The sequence below is a fragment of the Curtobacterium sp. 179-B 9B NHS genome (assembly GCF_045370965.1).
GTDB lineage: Bacteria > Actinomycetota > Actinomycetes > Actinomycetales > Microbacteriaceae > Curtobacterium.
In genome coordinates, this window is the sequence record NZ_JBIQDQ010000003.1 from 45515 (window position 1) to 63391 (window position 17877).

A 17877-nucleotide genomic window follows, 5' to 3' on the forward strand; every position below is an offset into this window, starting at 1 on the left:
TGCAGTCACCCGTCTGCGGGTGACGGGGCGCGAACGGGTTTCGAGGCGCTCAGCGGCAAGGGCTTCACGGCGGGTCAGTGGAGCCAAGGGACGTTCGGAGTTGGCAGGGGTGGGTGCGGGAGTATTCACGCGTCGAAAGGTCTTCCGGTGAGGTGCGGGCAGGACGCAACTGACGGCCCCGCAGCGCAGGGTCGTCTGGAAGAGTGATCAGACGCGCGCGATCGAGAGCACCGTCAGCGATACCGCTGATGGTGCTGCCATACGCCGCGGCACCATGGCCACACGGGCGAGCATCTGCGACAGGGTGAACAGCGACCGCCGCGGCGAGGTGATCGCTGCCAGCGCGGCGACCGCGCCAACGACCATCGCCGCCAACCCGAGCAGGGCGCAGAAGATGCTCGCGGCACCATGCTCCGCATCCACATGCGTCGCCGCCGGGTCGACTTCGGCTGTGTCGAGGGCAGATGCGACGGCGCCGGTGAGCGTCGGGATTGCTTCGTCGGTGTGGCTGGCGAGGTTCTGCAGTGTTAGCGCACCCAGCAGCAGCAAGACGGCAGCAACGACCGCGGTGACTGCTCGAAGCAGCCGGAGCGGGAGGTCGTGGCGAAGTGTCGTCATGATCATGTGGGGGCCGTGCGCGGCTTCATCCAGTGTGCAGGACGCGTTCGCGCCGCACAGACTGGATGGTGGCGTGTTGCCGCCGCGCTGATTGTCGGGGATCCGGATGGGAGAGCACTGCAAACCGGCGCCAGTGGCGGGTCGTGCTGCTGTTGGGCTAGTCACGGTCGTTGAGGGCGGCGAGCCGGTCGTTGTAGGCGGTCAGGTCTGCGTCGCCGTCCCGGTCAGCTTGCCGGTCGAGGCGTTTCGCGGTGCGCTCTTCCGAGCGTCGCCAGTTCCGGACGACGAGGAGCGCGACGAACACCATCGGCAACTCACCCGCTCCCCAGGCGATCCCGCCGCCGGTGCGTTGGTCCGCCAGGAGCGCTGCGGTGTCGGTCTGTCCGAGAGCACGGAACCAGTCGAGCGCGTACACGGTTGCGCTGCTCATCACCGCGACGCCGAAGAACGCGTGGAACGCCAGCGTCGCCAGCAACGCGATGATCAGGATCGGGTACGGCGGCCGGCGGGGGCCGGGGTCGATTCCGACGAAGACCCAGAAGAACAGGTACCCGCTGAGCACGAAGTGCAGCACCATCGCGACGTGCCATTCATGGGACTGCATCGACGCTTGGAACGCACCTGTGAAGTAGAACGCGACCAGCGAGCCGGCGAAGATGACACCGGCGACGGCGGGTTGGGCGAGGAACTGCATCCACTTCGAGTGCACGAACAGCAGCAGCCACTCGCGGGCGCCACGGGAGCCGTCGTTGCGGATCGGCAGGGTCCGGAGGGCAAGGAGAACTGGACCGCCAAGGACCAGCGGCAACGGGACGAACATCATCAGCAGCATGTGCTGGATCATGTGGCTGGAGAAGTGGATCATGCCGTACACGGCGGGGCCGCCGTTCATCGTCCAGATGAACACCGCGCAGCCGAGCACCCAGCTGATCGTGCGACCGATCGGCCACCGATCGCCGCGCTGCCGTAGTTTCCGGACGGCCAGGAGATACCAGACGATCCCGGTCACGGCGAGGGCGGTCCACACCCAGTCCCAGTGCCATGCGGTGAGAAACCGTTGAAGCGTCTGCGGATCCGGGTACGTGTACCCGATCAGCCCGTCGCGCGTGTCCGCGCCAACTGTAGGGGCCTGTGGGATCGGCGGCTGGCTGCGAGATACGGCCACGGATGCGCCGATGGCGATCGCCATGAACACGATTTCCGCTAACGCGAACCGGACGAACAGCCGTCGGTTCGTGGGCTCGCGCAGCAGCCCCGGGACGATTTTTCGTCGTTGGACCGCACCAGCAACGCCGAGGAGCACCAGAGCTCCAGCTTTCACGGTAATCAGCCACCCGTAGGAGGTGGTGACCAGGTCCAGCGGGCCGGTGAGACGGAGCGAAGCGTTCACAACGCCGGAGAACGCGACCGCGCCGAACGCCCACCCGGCAAGGGCCGAGTAGCGGGCGATGACCCGGCCGGTGGCACCCTTGGTGCGGGTCCGCAGCAGCAGCACCGCGACGAGCCCCCCGACCCATACGCACACCCCGACGAGGTGAATCGCCAGGGAGTTCACGGCGTTGGCGTGTTCCAGGGAACCCGCGGCGTGACCGGAGAGAGATAGTGGCAGCAGCGCGAAGAGCGCAGCAACGGTCGCGACAGCGAGGGTCGTTACGCGAGTCGCGAAGGCGGCGAGGACTGTTGCAATCAGCGCCGCGATGGCGGACACCAGGTACACCTGGCCTGCCTCCAGGCGGAACAAGAACTCCGGGAAGATCCGGTTGAACACGGCGCTGCCGATGGGAGCGCCAATTGTGTTCGCGCCGGTGAACACGATGCCCGCGACAGCGGCGAGGAACCAGACTGCTCCCGATGTTGCCGCCCACCGGGCAGCACGGTGTTGGACGCTGGAGACAGCGCCGTGGTCGGTGCGGCGGGCCGGCAACGCGAACGCGGCCACGATCAACAGCCCAACAGTGACGGCCGCCATCGCGTCATGTAGGACTCGTGCGACGGGCATGCCCCAACGGACGAGGCTGCCGGCGTCGACGAGCTGCGTTTCCTCGTTCAGCGCGCCGGTCATCGTCAGGCCGAGCAGCGCGCAGCCAAGGGCAACGGGCACGGCGACGGTCAGCACCGTCACCGTATTGGCACCCTGTCGGCTGAGCTGCTGAGGGGCTGTGGGAGCGGTCACCGAAGCCACCTGCCTGCGCGGGTTTGGGTGCGGTGGTCGGTGCGGGGCATGGAGTCCGATCAGGTGTGTGGGGTGTGCTCGTGCTGCGTGTGACCGGCAGGTTCGAGCTGGAATGTCGAGTGCTCGACGCTGACCTCGAAATGCTCGGCGACACAGGTCTGCAGCTCATCCAGAAGCGCCGGCAGTGAACCGTCTGTGAAGGAGTCGCGGTCGACGATGACGTGCGCCGTCAGCACGGGCAGTCCGGTCGCGATCTGGCTGGCGTGCAAGTCGTGCACATCCACGACGCGGTCCCGTTCCAGGAGGTGCTGCCGCACCGCGTCGAGGTCCAGACCCGACGGGGTGGTCTCAAGCAGCACGCTCACTGTCTCACGAAGCAGCTTGAAGGCCCGCGGAAGGATCAGAACGCCAATCAGCAACCCCGCAATCGCATCCGCGCCACCCCATCCGGTGACCGTGATGACGAGCGCGGCGACGATGACCGCGACGGACCCGAGCGCGTCATTGACGACCTCGAGGAACGCCGCCCGAAGATTGAAGTTCGCGTTTCGTCCGCTGACCAGGACCAGGATCGACGCGATGTTGCCGACCAGGCCGATCACACCAAACGTCAGCAGCCCCGCCGAAGCGATCTCCGGCGGCGCGAACAACCGCTGAACACCCTCGATCAGCACGAACAGACCCACCGCCAGCAGCACCGCAGCCTGCGCGGTCGCAGACAGCACTTCCGCGCGAGCGAACCCCCACGTGCGCTTCGCTGTGGCCGGTCGGCGTGCGAGGTTCGCTGCGATCAACGCGGTCGCGAGGCCGCCGGCGTCGGTGAGCATGTGTGCCGCATCGACCAACAAGGCGAGGCTGTTGGTCAGGATCGCGCCGACCACTTCCGCGACAAGGATCGTCGCCGTGATCGAAAACGCGATTGCGAGGCGCTTGCGATTCACTGCGTGCGCGTGCGCGTCCGCGGCGTGGTCATGTCCGGTGCTCATGCGTCGTGCTCCGCACTGTGGTGGTGTCGCACCACGTCGCCGACCGTGTGCTCGGCTTGGAAGATGGCGTCGTGCACGAGCTTGTTCGCGTGGTCGTTCGCCAGCCGGTAGAACACGCGATTGCCCTCCTGCCGGGTGGTCACCATCCGCGCCATCCGCAGCTTCGCCAGGTGTTGAGACACCGCCGCCTGCGACCGGTCGACCGTCGCCGCGAGATGGTTCACCGACAACTCGTCCTCCCGCAACGCCAGGATCAGGCGAATCCGGGTGGGATCAGCGAGCATCGAGAAGATCTCGGCCGCAATCTCGACGTGAGCATCGTCAAACTCCGACAGTCCCACGTTCGAATATTCGCTCATGCGAATATCCTTGCATGGCGAGCAGGCAGACGGCAACGCCGTGTCCGTCGGTTTCTGTAGTCGACAACTACCAGCTACACGTCATTGGAGACTGTATAGTCACCGCATGCTGACCATTGCTTCGCGGCTTGACGTGATGACCCGTCTCGGACGTGCCCTGGCCGATCCGTCCCGAGCCCGGATCCTGCTTCGGCTGCTGGACGAACCCGGCTACCCGGCACGCCTGGCGGACGAGCTGCAGTTGACCCGCACGAACGTGTCGAACCACCTTGCGTGTCTCCGCGGCTGCGGCATCGTCGTCGCCGTCCCGGAGGGGCGCAGCACCCGGTACGAGATCGCGGACCCGCACCTCACGCGAGCGCTGGGCGCACTGGTCGACGTCGTTCTCGCCGTCGATGACGGCGCCGAGTGTACGGACGAGGACTGCGACGTCCCGCTGTGCTGCGGAGCCGGCGCATGAGCGCCGCGATGCAGCTTGGTGCGCCCCTGACCGCCGCGCGTCGGACGCTGTTGCAGCGACGGGTGCGGTGGATCGTCGCCGCGACGATCACCTACAACGTGATCGAAGCCATGATCGCGATCGCCGCCGGCACGGTGGCGTCCTCCACAGCGCTGATCGGGTTCGGTCTCGACTCCATCGTGGAAGTGCTCTCCGCTGCAGCGGTCGCGTGGCAGTTCGCCGGCCGCGACCCGGAAGCGCGCGAGCGCACCGCGTTGAAGGTCATCGCGGTGTCGTTCTTCGGCCTCGCGCTGTACGTCACCGTCGACGCCGGCCTCACCTTCGCCGGGCTTCGCGAGCCAGAGCACAGCACCGTTGGCATCGTCCTCGCCGCGGTGAGCCTCGCGGTGATGCCGTTCCTCAGCTTGCTGGAACGGCGCACCGGGAAGGAACTCGGCTCCGCGTCCGCTATCGCTGACTCGAAGCAGACCCTCGTGTGCAGCTACCTGTCCGCCGCGGTCCTGGTTGGCCTACTGCTGAACACGCTGTTCGGGTGGACTTGGGCTGACCCGGTGGCGGGGCTGGTCGTGGTGGTCTTCGCGGTCCGGGAGGGGTTGGAGGCCTGGCGCGGCGACGCGTGTAAGCAGCCGGTGTCGGCGCTGACCGGTGAGCGCGACGTCGACACCTGCGACTGCTGCTGACGGGCTGGGCTCCTTGTGCAGCGCGGGGAGCGGTTCCTGCTCGACTGGTTCGAGTTCGAGGCCATCGCGGACGGGTACCGGCTCTGGTCTGCGGACGATCGAGAGCCCGTCGCGGACGTCGAGGCGCTGCCGGAACAGTGCCAGGTGTGCATGCTCCGCTCGGGGCTCCGGTTCCGATACGACAGTCTCGATGACGTCGAGCGGCGGGTGGGTGCATGTCGCCTGCTCGGTCTGTAGGGGTCTCGGCAGACCGTCCCGCGGCCCATCTGGCTAGGGCGTGTTGATCAAGAGGTTCCGCTCCTCGGTGGGTGAGTCTTGAACGGTGACGCGACAGGAGATCTCTGACGAGGTGTGGGCCGTGATGGAGCCGTTGATGCCGACGGTGACCGGTCGGTCGCGGCCGTGGACGGATCACCGGCTCGCTATCGAGGGGATGGCGTGGAAGTACCGGACCGGTGCGCCGTGGCGTGACGTTCCGGAACGGTTCGGGAAGTGGAACTCGATCTACAAGCGGTTCAACCGGTGGGCCGGGGACGGCACCTGGCAGAAGCTGCTCACCGAGGTGCAGAAGCAGGCCGACGCCGCTGGGGAAATCGACTGGGTCGTCTCGATCGACTCCACGATCGCGCGCGTGCATCAGCACGGCGCGACCCTCGCCCGGGACACAGGGGGCTGTGCCGAATCACAAGAATCCGTGGTCCGAGCCGCCTGATCACGGGATCGGACGCTCCCGCGGCGGGCTGACGACCAAACTGCACCTGGTCTGCGACGGCCGCGGCCGGCCGCTGAGCATGATGATCACCGCCGGGAACATCAACGACACCACGATGATGAGCGCGGTGCTGGAGAACATCCGCGTTCCCCGCGACGGGAAGGGCCGCCCCCGCACCCGCCCCGACCGGGTGCTCGCCGACAAGGGGTACCCCTCAAGGGCGAACCGCGCCTGGCTCCGCGACCGGAGGATCGCGGCGACCATCCCCGAGCGGGACGACCAGATCGCGCACCGCCGCAAGAAGCCGGGCCGGCCGATCGCTTTCGGCGACAAGCAGAAGGAACGCTACAAGGGACGCAACGTCGTAGAACGCTGCTTCAACCGTCTCAAGCAGTGGCGCGGCATCGCGATGCGCTCGGACAAACTCGCCCGCAACTACCGAGCCGCCGTCAGCCTCGCCGCGGCGCTGATCTGGATCAAGACCGATCTCCGCCGAGCGCTTCGCGCTCCTGCAGCGTGCGCTCAAGCTGTCCCACCGTCGGCGCACCCGCAAAGCCGCGCTCGGTCAGATAGACCCTGCACGCCAAGTCGGCAGTGTTCCCCTGGGACGGGAACAAGTCCTGACCGTCCAGAAGAATCGTGGGCGAGCCCGCGAAACCAGAGCTCACCGCCTCAGCCTCGGTGCGGATCAACACGAACTCCACCGGAACATCGCCCCGTCCGATCGAGTCGAGCACCAGCCGTACTCGATCGCCCGCCTCCTGCCAATTCGGGCAATCCTCGATATGCAGCACCTGGATCTTCATACGCCCATTCTCCCGCGCAACTCGCGGCGGCTGGCCACCCCGCACCTTCTTGATCAACACGCCCTAGGAAGACGGGCCATTGGTGCTTGCAATCTCACATGAGGCACCCCTATCGATACAAGTCAAGGTAGAGCTCTCCTTCCCGAATGAGGGTTGGCGTTTTTTCGGCGGCTACTTCTTCCCAAGGCGGGCTCGTCGCAGTTCTGCGACGATGCGTGCCCGCTCGGGGTCTCTGGCCAGCGTGCGATCGTCGACGACGTCCACGATGTGCTTGACCAGCTCCACGACCTGCTTGCGCAGAAGGAAGCCGAGCACGGCGAGGACGACCGTGATGACGACGGTCAGGATGGTGCCGCCGAAGGCCGTCAGCATGTCCACCATGGTGTCGGTGATGGGCATGTTGCCTCCTTCGGGTTTGGCCGTGTGGCCAGCCCGCTCGTCGTGAGCGGGGGGTCCAGAGCGTCGGTAGCGGACGCGAGCGCCCGGTGGGCGCGTAATGCCTCTATGCGCGGAGCGGTCGGCTTGCTGTGCGCTCGCGCGTTGAGGGCATAGAAAAGGCCGGCCCTGACGGGTCCGGCCTGTTCGTGGTGTTCGGGAGCTGCGCTGAGGGCAGAGTCGTCTCGAGCGGTTCCAGCCTACGGTTCGGGCCGGACATGACGAAAGCCAGTCCAATGGACCGGCTTTTTGCGCGCACTAATGACGCGTGCCTCAGCATAGCAGGTTCTGGAACGTACCTGCAAGCATGCGGATTGGAGCGTGCCGCTCCCGCTCAGGAGCCGACGTGCCGGCTTCGGTGTTCGACGAGGACGTTGTCGCGCCACTGCCCGGCCCACGGCCCGAACGTCATGAGGCCGATGCGTTCGCGGGTGCCGAGTTCGCGGAACCCGTGTTGGCCGTGGAGGGTTCGGGAGGCGGTGTTTTCGGGGAAGATCCCGGACTGGATCGTCCAGATGCCAGCTGCTTCGGTTGACGTGATCAGCGCGTTGAGGAGCAGGTGTCCGACGCCGCGGCCGCGCGCTGCGGCGGCGACGTAGACGGAGTGCTCGACGACGCCCCGGTACACCGGCCGCGTGGAGGTCGGGGAGACCGCCACCCAGCCGAGGACCTCGTCGCCGTCGACGGCGACGAACCGGTGCTCGGGCAGCTTGCCAGCGTCAAATGCCTCCCAGGTCGGCGGTTCGGCCTCGAACGTCGCGTTGCCGGTGGCGATGCCGTCCCGGTAGATCGCCTCCACGTCTGGCCAGTCGGCGGCGGTCATCGGCCGAACGGTGACCGGGGTGCTGCCCGTCATGGGTGCAGGAGCTCGTCCTGGATGCGGGCGGCGACGGCGTCGCGCATGGGGCGGACGTCGTCGGGGGACCAGGAGTCCGGGTCCGGGAACGACCATTGCAACACCGTCCCGCGGGGCGTCGTGGGAAGGTCGAGGCCGGGCTTCATAAGCACGACGACGTCGGCCTGATCCAGCAGTTCTGGCGTGACCTTCCGCGGGGTGCGGTCCCTGATGTCAAGGCCGAGTTCCGCGACGGTCGCGGCGATCGACGGGTTCACCTCGTCGGCGGGGGCGATGCCGGCGGAGGTGGCGGTGTAGCGGTCGTCGGCGGCGAGTTCGAGGAGGGCTGCGCCGAGTTGGGAGCGGCCGGCGTTGTGCTTGCAGATGAACAGCACGGTGGGCTTGTCGGTCATGTGGGGTCCGGTTCAGTTGGTGCAGCAGGAGCTGCTGGCGGGCGGAGCGGCCGGTGCGGGGGCGGCGCAGCACGACGACCCCTCGGTCGCCTCGGCCGTCGTCGCGGGGACGCTGCAGGAGGATGAGCCGCCGATGTCGGTGGTGCAGACGCCGGTCTCGGGGAGGACAAGCTGCACGTCGCGGGCGGCCTGGTGGTCGCCGGCGAGTTCCGCGGCGATGGAGCGGACCTGCTCGTAGCCGGTGAGGAGCAGGAACGTGGGGGCGCGGCCGTAGGACTTCATGCCTGCGATGAAGAAGTTCGGTTCCGGGTGCGACAGTTCCGCGACACCGTGCGGCGGGACGGAGCCGCAGGAGTGGAGGTTCGGGTCGATCAGGGGTGCGAGGGCCCGGGGTGCTTCGACGACGTCGTCGAGTCCGAGGCGGATCTCGCGGAGCATGTCGAGGTCGGGGCGGAACCCGGTGGCGTTCACCACAACGTCGACCGCGACGGTGAACGGCTCCCCGGCGCGGCGGCCGGTGACGGTGACCTGGTCACCGTCGCCCCGGACGTCGTCGATCTCGAACGAGGCGAGCTGCTGAACCTGCCCGGACTCGACGAGGCCGTGCACGGTGGATCCGAGCTGCCCGCGGGCGGCAAGCCCATCGGCGGCATCCGCGCCGAGACGGGCGGTGCCGGCGTTCCGGATCGCCCACAGCAGCGTCGTGCCGGGTTCGTCCTTGGCGAGAGCGCCGAGCTTGATGAGCGTGTTCGCGGCCGAGTGCCCGGCCCCGACGACGAGGACCCGCTTCCCGGCGAACCGTGCCCGGTCCTCGCCGAGCACGTCAGGGAGAGCATGCACGATGCGGTCGCCGAGGTCCGCTGTGGGGGCGAGGCCGGCGGCTGTGAGCGGGTTCGGGGACGTGTAGGTGCCGGAGGTGTCGATGACGGCGCGGGCGGTGATGTCCTCGACACCGTCCGCGGCATGGAGGCGGAGGAGGAACGGGGTGTCGGCGCGGCCGGTGGAACGGGTGCGGTCCATGCCCTGCCGGGACACCGCCTCGACGCGGACGCCGTACCGGATCACCGGCGCCAGCTGGGGCGTCCGGGCGAGGGGGTCGAGGTACTGCTCGACGAGGTCGTGCCCGGTCGGCAGCGACGATCGGCGCGGCTCGGTCCAGCCGGTGGGTTCGAGGAGGCGGCGGGCGGCGTCGTCGATGACGTACCGCCACGGGGAGAACAGTCTGGTGTGCCCCCACGCCCGAACGGACGTGCCGACCTGGTATCCGGCTTCGTAGACGACGACGGATAGGCCCTGCTCGAGCAGGTGCGCGGCGGCTGCGAGCCCGACGGGGCCGGCGCCGATGACAGCGACGGGCAGCCCGGTCAGGCGGTCCGCGTCAGCACGGGGTGGGACGGTGAGGGTGAGGGTCATGGTCGTGGTCCTTCCGGTGGTTAGGCGGATGCTTCGGTGGGCAGCAGCTCGGCCAGGAGTGCCTGCACGCGGGTCTTGATCTCGTCGCGGATCGGGCGGACGTCGTCGATGCCCTTCCCGGCGGGATCGGTGAGGTCCCAGTCCTCGTACCGCTTGCCGGGGAAGATCGGGCACGCGTCACCGCAGCCCATCGTGATGACCGCGTCGGACTCGCGGACAGCGTCGGTGGTGAGGATCTTCGGCTGGTTCGAGGCGATGTCGATGCCGTCCTCCGCCATCGCTTGGATCGCGATCGGGTTGATCTGGTCCTTCGGCGCGGAGCCGGCGGAGAGGACCTGGACGCGTTTGCCGCCGAGGGCCTGGGCGTAGCCGGCGGCCATCTGGGAGCGGCCGGCGTTGTGGACGCAGACGAACAGGATCGTGGGGGTCGCGGTCATGGCGGTGCTTTCGGTTCGGGCGGTCATCGGATGAGGGTGAGCCAGCCGGCGAGGGCGGCGAGGGTGACGGCGAGGACGGGGACGGTGAGGACGATGCCGGTGCGGAAGTACTGCCCCCAGCCGATGTGGATGCCCTTCCGGTCGAGCACGTGCAACCACAGCAGCGTCGCCAGCGACCCGATCGGTGTGATCTTCGGGCCGAGGTCGGAGCCGATGACGTTGGCGTAGATCATCACCTCATGGGTCAGGCCGGTCGCTCCGGCTCCGCCGATCGCGAGGGCGGCGATGAGGACGGTCGGCATGTTGTTCATCAGCGACGCGAGGATCGCGATCACGAACCCGACCCCGAGCGCAGTGACGAGGACCCCGTGGTCCCCAAACACGTCGAACAGGCGGGCGAGGTAGTCGGTGAGGCCCTGGTTCTGCAGCCCGTACACGACGAGGTACATGCCGATCGAGAACAGCACGATCTGCCACGGCGCCTCCCGGATCGTCTTCCACACCGGAATCACCCGCCCCGACCCGCCACCGGTCCCACTGCCACCGGTGGTGACGGTGGCGGTGCCGCCGGTGGTGACGAGGACTGGGGACGCCGCCTGGCGGGCGAAGAGGAACGCGGGTTGCCGGGCGGCGACGAGGACGATCACGACCGCGCCGACACCGGCGACCGCGGCGAGGGGAACCCCGAGCGGGTCGGCGGCGAAGTAGCCGACTAGCAGCACGGCGAGGACCACCCATCCGGCGCGGAACGTCGCCCGGTCCTTCACAGCGGCGGCGGGCCGGGTGAGGGCGAGGACGTCGTACTGCTTCGGGATGCTCCTGCCGAAATAGGCCAGCAGCATCCCGAGGGACGCCAGCACGGACACGATGCCGACGGGCACCATGACGGCGGCGTACTCGGCGAACCCGAGGCTGAAGTAGTCGGCGGAGACGATGTTGACCAGGTTCGACACCACCAGCGGGAGGCTGCCGGTGTCGGCGATGAACCCGGTGGCGAGGATGAACCCTAGCGCCGCCTTCGCCGGCATGTTCAGCGCGCGGAGCATCCCGACGACGATCGGGGTGAGAATCAGCGCGGCCCCGTCGTTGGCGAACACGGCCGCGATGACCGCGCCGAGGCCGACGATCAGCACGAACAGCAGCCGACCGTTCCCGCGACCCCACCGGGCTACGTGGAGCGCGGCCCACTCGAAGAACCCGGCCTCGTCGAGGATCAACGAGATCAGCACCACCGCGACGAACGTCAGCGTCGCGTTCCACACGATCCCAACCACCGTCGGCACATCACCGAGCCCCACCACCGTGGTCACGAGAGCGATGACGGCACCGATGAGCGCGGTGTAGCCGATCGGGAAGCCCTTGGGCTGCCAGATCACCACCACGAGCGTCGCGACAAAGATCGCCGCAGCGACGACCGCCAGCACCATCAGACGCCCACCCCGGCCTGGCTCGACGCCGCGGCGGCGCGCTCCCAGCCCTGCGCGGCGACCTGCACGGCATCCCACGGGGACCCGAGCGGCGGCGTGTAGCTGAGGTCCAAGTCGATGACGTCGTCGACCGACAGGCCGGCGTGCAGGGCGGTGGCGAACGTGTCGATCCGCTTGCTGATCTCCGCGGTGCGTTCCCCGACGATCTGCGCCCCGAGGAGCCGTCCGGACGTGTGGTCGCCGGTGACGCTGATCGTCAACGGCACTGCACCCGGGTAGTACCGCTTGTGGTCGTCCGCGACCGTGACACGGGTCAGCGGCGACACGTCCAGCGGGGCGGTTTCGTGTTGGCGGAGGCCGGTGCGGGCGGCGACGAGGTCGAACACCTTCACCACCTGCGTCCCCACCGAGCCCGCGAAGGTCCGGGACCCGCCGAGCATGTTCTCCCCGGCGACGCGTCCCTGCTTGTGCGCGGTTGTCCCGAGCGGCAGCCAGGTCGTCCCGAGCAGGCGGTGGTGTGTCACGACGCAGTCACCCGCTGCCCACACGTGCGGCACCCCGGTGCGCATCTGCTCGTCGACGACGATCGCGCCGGCCTGCCCGAGCTGCGCACCTGCCGCGACCGCGAGATCCGTCACCGGCCGCACCCCGACACAGACCACCACGAGCGCGAACGTTCCGGCGGCGTCACCAAACGTGGAGGTAGTCGCGACGCTCCACTGCCCGCCGCCCGCGGGCGTGATTCCGGTGACGGTCGCACCGGTCAGCACCGTCGCACCGTGCCGACGGACCTCCTCGGTGACCAGGGACCCGAGTCCCGGGTCGAGGGTGGAGAGCACTTCCGGGCCGCGCTGGATCAGCGTCGTGTCGAACCCGCGGGCGACGAGCCCCTCGGTCATCTCGAGACCGATGTAGCCGGCGCCGACGACCGCGACGCGGCTGCCGGCAGGCAGGAGCTCCAGGGCGGCGACAACCTGCTCGGCGTCGGTCATCGAGTGCAGCAGGTGGATGCCGGGCTTACCGAACGGGATCCCGGCCGGGCGGACCGGCTCCGCGCCGGTCCCGATCAGCAGCTCGTCGTAGGCGATCTGCTCCTCACCAGCCGGTCCGGTGACGGACAGCAACTGGCGGTCGACGTCGACGGCGGAAGCCCAGGTGGAGGAGCGGACGGTCATCCCGGCGGCTTCGAGGTCTCCGCGGGTGCGGTGCGCGAGAGACGCTTCCGTAGCGACGTCGCCGGAGACCCAGTAGGGGATGCCGCAGATGGAGAAGTTCGGGAACTCGTCGGCGAGGACCACCGTCACGTCGGCCGACGGGTCCAGCTCACGGGCGCGGAGCGCTGCGGCGATGCCGGCGTCGCTGCCCCCAACGGCAACAAGGTGAGTCATCGGAGTCGGTCCTTCACAGATCGAGCGGAAGTCGAACAGGGGTATCGAAGCACGTCGATATCGATGAGCGCAAATATCGACGTGCATCGAACGACGTGGGATGATGGTGCGATGACGACGATCGAGCTGCTCCCCATTCAGGACGTCACCGCATGCTGCTCGCCCGTCACGACGGAAGCGATGACGCAGGAGTCCGCGGAAGTCCTCGCGAAGTCGTTGAAGGCGATCGCCGACCCGGCGCGGCTCCGGCTGATCTCGATGGTCGCCGCGCACGAGGGTGCAGAAGCGTGCGTCTGCGACCTGCAAGAACCGCTCGGCCTGTCCCAGCCCACCGTCTCGCACCACCTCAAGGTGCTCGTCGACGCCGGCATCCTGCACCGCGAGAAGCGCGGCACCTGGGCCTACTTCTCCCTCGTCCCCGGCGCCCTCGAATCAGTCGCGGCACTGCTCACCTCACCCACCCGGTGAGATCACCAAACTCACCTCGCGATGAAGCCTCCGCACGGTGAGGATGAAGACATGACCGACGAGCAAGAATCCAACCCAATTGCGGACGCCCGTGCACAGATCCGTTGGATGATGGAGGAGCAACGCAAGCAGCCGAAGGTGTTCACCGAGGTGAAGGACAGAGACCTTGTCACCTTGATGGACCGATTCGCTGGATCGCTTGAGTTCAACTCGATGCTCGTTGCTTCGCAACTGATCGCGGAAGTCAGCCGACGACAACTGTGGGATGCCGTCATCGAGCGGCGCACCGCCATGCTTGCTTTGGGACATCCTGACGAGGACCGAGCGACACTCCGAGATCGTGCGCAGCTGGAGCTGGACCACTTCCGGAACGAGCACTTCCCAGTCGACCCTGACATCTTCGGTGATGACGGAGCAAAAGCAGAGGCAGCTTGGAACGGCTACATCCAATTCTGATCGAACGATCGAAACCCGCGTCCAGCAAAGCGGTAGAGCATGGGACCGTGGCGGCGACCACTCCCAACGAGCCCGACGACGGAGACGGCACGCTGAGTCAGCGACCAGTACGACGTCGCGGGAGGTTCGCGTGGCGACGGTAGTGCTCGAGATCCGCTATCAATGGCCGGCGCATCAGGTCGACCACTCTGCGGTCCGCCGTCACTTCAACGCTCCCCGCCTGACCGTCGCCGGCGAGGAGAACGGGCCAGAGACGTTGCGGTTCCAACCCGATGCGACTCAACGGGCCACTCTGACGTGGGTCCTCGGGGACCGAACCATGTGGACGATTGAGCCACCCGGCGAGACGCTGCCGGAGCCTGCGGAGGCATGGGACGACTGGCAGAAGCAGGCGGACATGGCGCTGTGGATGTTCCGCGGCGATCTCGCCAGCAGAGGTAAACGTCACTCAGTGGTCTACGCCCTACTGACCGGTGAGGTTGTGTTTTACGCAGCGGACGGAAACACCATCATGCGGTACCCCCATGAACCAATCCCGGACGAGACGCCGGAACCCGACGGCTACGTCGCAAGTGAGCTCGGAAAGGCGTGGGCCGACAACTGGGAGTTCGGTTTCGAGCCCTTGTCCGGCGATGAACGCGACTACGTTGGCCTGATTTGGCAGGCAGATGAACATCGATGGCTGGATGCTGGCACGTACAAACCGGTCGACAAAGACGAATACCCGGAGCTAATCAGCTTCGCCGAGCAGGATCTCCAGCGCATCCGCCGCGCTGAAGAGATCGCAGATGAGTGGTACGAGGCGTACCTACTGGTCCTCATCAACCTGTTCCCTGGCGGAGTCAGCATCGAGCATCGACGACGGGCAGTTCGGCACGACGATCTGAGCGCCGGGCTGGCGTAACGCCGAGTAGGGACACACCACTCCTCGCGGGCGCCGAGGTAGCGAGCGGTCACGACGCCACCGCGTGGTCACTCAGGTCTGAGGAAGACCGGCGGGACTGCCAAATAACGTGTCCACCTCCGTATTTCAGGACACGTTGTGTGGCAGTTGGACACGTTCGTTGGCGGACGACATCAACGACGAACTCTGCCGCCGTGTACTGCGTTTTCAGGCCCACATGCCAAGCTTACAGTTTGGCAAACTTGTTGAACAAGCGCGAGAAAAAATAACTTTGTCTATCACTGCGGCATGTCGACGAACCGCGAGAACATCCCGTGGAACGCCACCGTGATGGTGTCCGTCGGGCCGTTGCGGTGCTTCGCCACGATGAGGTCCGCCTCACCCTGACGCGGGTTGTCCTTCTCGTACGCCGACTCACGGTGCAGCAGGATGACCATGTCGGCGTCCTGCTCGATGGAGCCCGACTCACGCAGGTCCGAGATCATCGGCTTCTTGTCGGCGCGCTGCTCGGGACCACGGTTCAGCTGCGACAGCGCGATGACCGGCACGCCGAGCTCCTTCGCCATGAGCTTCAGCGCACGCGAGAACTCCGAGACCTCCTGCTGACGGCTCTCGACCTTCTTGCCCGAGGTCATCAGCTGCAGGTAGTCGATGACCACGAGCTTGAGGTTGTGCTGCTGCTTGAGCCGGCGGCACTTCGCCCGGATCTCCACCAGGGTCATGTTGGGGGAGTCGTCGATGAAGAACGGGGCGTCGTTGATGCGCCCGCGGGTCTGCGCGATGGTCGTCCAGTCACGGGAGTCGACGGTGCCCTTGCGCATGTTCTGCAGCGGCACGCTCGACTCGGCGGACAGCAGACGCATCGCGATCTCGGCGCGACCCATCTCGAGCGAGAAGAACGCGGCGGTCTGGTCGTGCTTGAGCGCTGCGGCGCGGCACAGGTCGAGCGCCAGGGTCGACTTGCCGAGCGCGGGCCGGGCGGCGACGATGATGAGCTGCCCGGGGTGGAAGCCGTTCGTCAGGGCGTCGAGGCCACTGAACCCGGTCGGGACGCCGGTCATCTGCCCGTCGCGCCCCTTGGCGGCCTCGATCTCGTCGATCGCGGCGCCGATGGCGTCGGTGAGGGGCACGTAGTCCTCGGTCTGCACGCCGCCGGCGACGTTGTAGACCTCCGCCTGCGCGCTGTTCACGAGGTCGGTGACCTCACCCTCGGACGCGTAGCCCATCTGCACGATGCGGGTGCCCGCGTCGACCAGACGGCGGAGCACGGCCTTCTCGGCGACGATCGCTGCGTAGTACCCGGCGTTCGCCGCGGTCGGCACCATGCTCGTGACGCTGTGCAGGTACTCGGCGCCGCCGGCCCGGGAGAGCAGTCCGGTCTTGGTCAGCTCGTCGGTGACGGCGATCACGTCGGTGGGCTCACCGTGCGAGTACAGCGACAGGATCGCGTCGAAGATGACCTCGTGCTTCGGGATGTAGAAGTCCACCCCGCGCGCGGTCTCGATGACGTCGGCGACGGCGTCCTTCGACAGCAGCATGCCGCCGATGGTGGACTGCTCCGCGAGCAGGTCGTGCGGCGGCGTCCGCTCCGAACCCCGTTCGGACAGGTCCTGCGGGGACGGATCGAGATGCGCGATCGACACACGGACTCCCTCTTGTCGTGACGGTGCGGGCCTCGGCCCACACCGGCTTTCCTACCCCGGACGACCGACATCCCCTGCCCTCCGCCGAGTCGCTGGGCCAAGCTACGGGGACAGAGTTATCCCCAGCAAACGGCCCTGTGGATAACTCTGTGGAGAGGATGCGGAACACGCCGGACTCGCATGTGCACAACTGTGGATGGACGTGTGGACAAGTCGGCATTCGAACACGTGTTCTTGCCCCGGACCTGGGCTTTTCCGTTCCACACCGTGTGTGGAGAACCGCGGTTCAAGTACACCTTGAAGGTTCCGATTCGGGGCGTTTCGACTGTGTAAAACGACTTGACAACAGGCCCTCCTGTGGGGAGCGTTCTCGGTTCGTTCCCAGCAAGCCCGGACGGGCGCGAGGGGTAACCGGCCAACGCAGCAACACCTGTCCCACAGCAACACCCTCGCGCGCGGCGAGCCGCGCGCACGACGAAGGGCGGGCCTCCCGGAGGAGACCCGCCCTTCGACGGTGGTGACGCTGCTTACTTGGCGGCGACGACCTGCAGGGAGATCACCGCGGTGATGTCCTCGCGCAGACGCACGGTGGCCTCGTGGTCACCGACGGTCTTGATGGTCGCGGGGACCTCGACCTTGCGCTTGTCCAGCGAACCGACGCCCTGCGCCTGGACCGCGTCGGCGACGTCCGCCGGGCGGACCGAGCCGAACAGGCGGCCGTCCTTGCCGGCCTTGACGGTCAGCTTGATGGTCGCGTTCTCGAGCTTCATCTTGAGGTCCTGGGCCTCTTCGATGGTGGCGAGCTCGCGAGCGGCACGGGCCGCACGGATCGACTCGACCTGCTTCTCGCCGCCCTTGGACCACGCGACGGCGAAGCCCTGGGGGATGAGGTAGTTGCGGGCGTAGCCGTTCTTGACGTCGACGACGTCACCGGCGGAACCGAGGCCGGAGACCTCGTGGGTGAGGATGAGCTTCGACATGGTGATCCTCCTGATCAGCGGCCGGAGCCGGCGTAGGGGAGGAGCGCCATCTCACGGGCGTTCTTCACGGCACGGGCGATGAGGCGCTGCTCCTGGACGGAGACGCCGGTGATGCGACGGGCGCGGATCTTGCCACGCTCCGAGATGAACTTGCGCAGGGTCGCGACGTCCTTGTAGTCGATGACGCCGACCTTGATCGACTTCGCGGGAGCGGCGTTCTTGCCACCCTTGCCGCGAGGCTTCCGGCGGTCGCCGGTGCTCTTTCCAGCCATTGTTTGTCCTTA

At 67.4% G+C, this 17877-nt stretch carries 21 protein-coding genes; 7 read left to right on the plus strand and 14 right to left on the minus strand.

The genetic code is table 11. The features are described 5' to 3' along the window. Positions 1-207 precede the first annotated feature (207 nt). The 4 genes from ACH0A8_RS03820 to ACH0A8_RS03835 form a co-directional block, all read right to left on the minus strand. Positions 208-624 carry a hypothetical protein gene (locus ACH0A8_RS03820; protein WP_175325097.1) on the minus strand — a complete coding sequence of 139 codons (417 nt, stop codon included), beginning with the start codon at positions 622-624 and terminating at the stop codon, positions 208-210. 151 nt (positions 625-775) lie between these two features. Next, complete coding sequence (locus tag ACH0A8_RS03825; protein ID WP_251155655.1) at positions 776-2740, minus strand: cytochrome c oxidase assembly protein; 1965 nt, start codon at positions 2738-2740, stop codon at positions 776-778. 110 nt (positions 2741-2850) lie between these two features. Beyond that, complete coding sequence (locus ACH0A8_RS03830) at positions 2851-3777, minus strand: cation diffusion facilitator family transporter (protein ID WP_175325098.1); 927 nt, start codon at positions 3775-3777, stop codon at positions 2851-2853. Next, complete coding sequence (locus ACH0A8_RS03835) at positions 3774-4136, minus strand: metalloregulator ArsR/SmtB family transcription factor (protein WP_251155656.1); 363 nt, start codon at positions 4134-4136, stop codon at positions 3774-3776. Before ACH0A8_RS03835 ends, ACH0A8_RS03830 begins: the two co-directional genes overlap by 4 nt. Before the next feature lie 106 nt (positions 4137-4242). On the opposite strand from ACH0A8_RS03835, the gene ACH0A8_RS03840 reads away from it, so the two are divergent. The 4 genes from ACH0A8_RS03840 to ACH0A8_RS03855 all read left to right on the plus strand — a co-directional run bounded on the left by ACH0A8_RS03840 (position 4243) and on the right by ACH0A8_RS03855 (position 6847). After that, complete coding sequence (locus ACH0A8_RS03840; protein WP_251155657.1) at positions 4243-4596, plus strand: helix-turn-helix transcriptional regulator; 354 nt, start codon at positions 4243-4245, stop codon at positions 4594-4596. Continuing rightward, positions 4593-5276 carry a cation diffusion facilitator family transporter gene (locus tag ACH0A8_RS03845; protein ID WP_251160808.1) on the plus strand — a complete coding sequence of 228 codons (684 nt, stop codon included), beginning with the start codon at positions 4593-4595 and terminating at the stop codon, positions 5274-5276. The genes ACH0A8_RS03840 and ACH0A8_RS03845 overlap by 4 nt, the downstream gene beginning before the upstream one ends. Positions 5277-5598: 322 nt before the next feature. Further along, on the plus strand, positions 5599-5988 hold the full coding sequence (locus ACH0A8_RS03850; protein WP_007929259.1) for an IS5 family transposase: 390 nt from the start codon (positions 5599-5601) through the stop codon (positions 5986-5988). Continuing rightward, the gene (locus tag ACH0A8_RS03855) at positions 5951-6847 is read left to right on the plus strand and encodes an IS5 family transposase (protein ID WP_374109597.1); all 897 of its coding nucleotides are present in this window, start codon (positions 5951-5953) and stop codon (positions 6845-6847) included. The genes ACH0A8_RS03850 and ACH0A8_RS03855 overlap by 38 nt, the downstream gene beginning before the upstream one ends. 118 nt (positions 6848-6965) lie before the next feature. Here ACH0A8_RS03855 and ACH0A8_RS03860 read toward each other — a convergent pair whose 3' ends face one another. From ACH0A8_RS03860 to ACH0A8_RS03890, 7 genes are all read right to left on the minus strand, one after another. After that, positions 6966-7193 (minus strand): hypothetical protein, encoded by a 228-nt coding sequence (locus tag ACH0A8_RS03860; RefSeq protein ID WP_251160809.1) that lies wholly within the window; start codon positions 7191-7193, stop codon positions 6966-6968. Positions 7194-7563: 370 nt separating this feature from the next. Next, positions 7564-8052, minus strand: coding sequence for a GNAT family N-acetyltransferase (locus ACH0A8_RS03865; RefSeq protein ID WP_251160810.1), 489 nt, complete (start codon positions 8050-8052; stop codon positions 7564-7566). A gap of 29 nt (positions 8053-8081) precedes the next feature. Further along, positions 8082-8477 carry a low molecular weight phosphatase family protein gene (locus ACH0A8_RS03870; RefSeq protein ID WP_251160811.1) on the minus strand — a complete coding sequence of 132 codons (396 nt, stop codon included), beginning with the start codon at positions 8475-8477 and terminating at the stop codon, positions 8082-8084. 12 nt (positions 8478-8489) lie between these two features. Next, positions 8490-9890 carry an FAD-dependent oxidoreductase gene (locus ACH0A8_RS03875; RefSeq protein WP_251160812.1) on the minus strand — a complete coding sequence of 467 codons (1401 nt, stop codon included), beginning with the start codon at positions 9888-9890 and terminating at the stop codon, positions 8490-8492. A 20-nt stretch (positions 9891-9910) separates the two neighbouring features. Then, positions 9911-10327 (minus strand): arsenate reductase ArsC, encoded by a 417-nt coding sequence (locus ACH0A8_RS03880; protein ID WP_251160826.1) that lies wholly within the window; start codon positions 10325-10327, stop codon positions 9911-9913. A 23-nt stretch (positions 10328-10350) separates the two neighbouring features. Beyond that, complete coding sequence (locus ACH0A8_RS03885; RefSeq protein WP_251160813.1) at positions 10351-11754, minus strand: arsenic transporter; 1404 nt, start codon at positions 11752-11754, stop codon at positions 10351-10353. Beyond that, positions 11754-13142: an FAD-dependent oxidoreductase gene (locus ACH0A8_RS03890; protein ID WP_251160814.1), complete on the minus strand. Its 1389-nt coding sequence runs from the start codon at positions 13140-13142 to the stop codon at positions 11754-11756. The genes ACH0A8_RS03885 and ACH0A8_RS03890 overlap by 1 nt, the downstream gene beginning before the upstream one ends. Positions 13143-13253: 111 nt before the next feature. On the opposite strand from ACH0A8_RS03890, the gene ACH0A8_RS03895 reads away from it, so the two are divergent. The 3 genes from ACH0A8_RS03895 to ACH0A8_RS03905 all read left to right on the plus strand — a co-directional run bounded on the left by ACH0A8_RS03895 (position 13254) and on the right by ACH0A8_RS03905 (position 14970). Continuing rightward, a complete protein-coding gene (locus ACH0A8_RS03895; RefSeq protein ID WP_058724395.1) occupies positions 13254-13610 on the plus strand; it encodes a helix-turn-helix transcriptional regulator in 357 nt (118 codons plus the stop codon). 51 nt (positions 13611-13661) lie between these two features. Then, positions 13662-14066 (plus strand): hypothetical protein, encoded by a 405-nt coding sequence (locus ACH0A8_RS03900; protein WP_175325521.1) that lies wholly within the window; start codon positions 13662-13664, stop codon positions 14064-14066. A gap of 130 nt (positions 14067-14196) precedes the next feature. Continuing rightward, on the plus strand, positions 14197-14970 hold the full coding sequence (locus ACH0A8_RS03905; protein ID WP_251154403.1) for a hypothetical protein: 774 nt from the start codon (positions 14197-14199) through the stop codon (positions 14968-14970). A 278-nt stretch (positions 14971-15248) separates the two neighbouring features. On the opposite strand, the gene dnaB is transcribed toward ACH0A8_RS03905, so the two are convergent. The 3 genes from dnaB to rpsR form a co-directional block, all read right to left on the minus strand. Further along, a complete protein-coding gene (gene dnaB, locus ACH0A8_RS03910; RefSeq protein ID WP_066657525.1) occupies positions 15249-16613 on the minus strand; it encodes a replicative DNA helicase in 1365 nt (454 codons plus the stop codon). A gap of 527 nt (positions 16614-17140) precedes the next feature. Further along, a complete protein-coding gene (rplI, locus tag ACH0A8_RS03915; protein ID WP_058728351.1) occupies positions 17141-17593 on the minus strand; it encodes a 50S ribosomal protein L9 in 453 nt (150 codons plus the stop codon). Positions 17594-17607: 14 nt separating this feature from the next. Next, positions 17608-17865, minus strand: coding sequence for a 30S ribosomal protein S18 (rpsR, locus tag ACH0A8_RS03920; protein ID WP_017887834.1), 258 nt, complete (start codon positions 17863-17865; stop codon positions 17608-17610). Positions 17866-17877 lie beyond the last annotated feature (12 nt).

Coding starts and splice junctions, on each gene's coding strand:
- ACH0A8_RS03820 (WP_175325097.1), bottom strand. CDS start 624: ATGATCATGACGACACTTCGCCACGACCTCCCGCTCCGGCTGCTTCGA.
- ACH0A8_RS03830 (WP_175325098.1), bottom strand. CDS start 3,777: ATGAGCACCGGACATGACCACGCCGCGGACGCGCACGCGCACGCAGTG.
- ACH0A8_RS03835 (WP_251155656.1), bottom strand. CDS start 4,136: ATGAGCGAATATTCGAACGTGGGACTGTCGGAGTTTGACGATGCTCAC.
- ACH0A8_RS03840 (WP_251155657.1), top strand. CDS start 4,243: ATGCTGACCATTGCTTCGCGGCTTGACGTGATGACCCGTCTCGGACGT.
- ACH0A8_RS03845 (WP_251160808.1), top strand. CDS start 4,593: ATGAGCGCCGCGATGCAGCTTGGTGCGCCCCTGACCGCCGCGCGTCGG.
- ACH0A8_RS03860 (WP_251160809.1), bottom strand. CDS start 7,193: ATGCCCATCACCGACACCATGGTGGACATGCTGACGGCCTTCGGCGGC.
- ACH0A8_RS03865 (WP_251160810.1), bottom strand. CDS start 8,052: ATGACCGCCGCCGACTGGCCAGACGTGGAGGCGATCTACCGGGACGGC.
- ACH0A8_RS03870 (WP_251160811.1), bottom strand. CDS start 8,477: ATGACCGACAAGCCCACCGTGCTGTTCATCTGCAAGCACAACGCCGGC.
- ACH0A8_RS03875 (WP_251160812.1), bottom strand. CDS start 9,890: ATGACCCTCACCCTCACCGTCCCACCCCGTGCTGACGCGGACCGCCTG.
- ACH0A8_RS03880 (WP_251160826.1), bottom strand. CDS start 10,327: ATGACCGCGACCCCCACGATCCTGTTCGTCTGCGTCCACAACGCCGGC.
- ACH0A8_RS03885 (WP_251160813.1), bottom strand. CDS start 11,754: ATGGTGCTGGCGGTCGTCGCTGCGGCGATCTTTGTCGCGACGCTCGTG.
- ACH0A8_RS03890 (WP_251160814.1), bottom strand. CDS start 13,142: ATGACTCACCTTGTTGCCGTTGGGGGCAGCGACGCCGGCATCGCCGCA.
- ACH0A8_RS03895 (WP_058724395.1), top strand. CDS start 13,254: ATGACGACGATCGAGCTGCTCCCCATTCAGGACGTCACCGCATGCTGC.
- ACH0A8_RS03900 (WP_175325521.1), top strand. CDS start 13,662: ATGACCGACGAGCAAGAATCCAACCCAATTGCGGACGCCCGTGCACAG.
- rplI (WP_058728351.1), bottom strand. CDS start 17,593: ATGTCGAAGCTCATCCTCACCCACGAGGTCTCCGGCCTCGGTTCCGCC.
- rpsR (WP_017887834.1), bottom strand. CDS start 17,865: ATGGCTGGAAAGAGCACCGGCGACCGCCGGAAGCCTCGCGGCAAGGGT.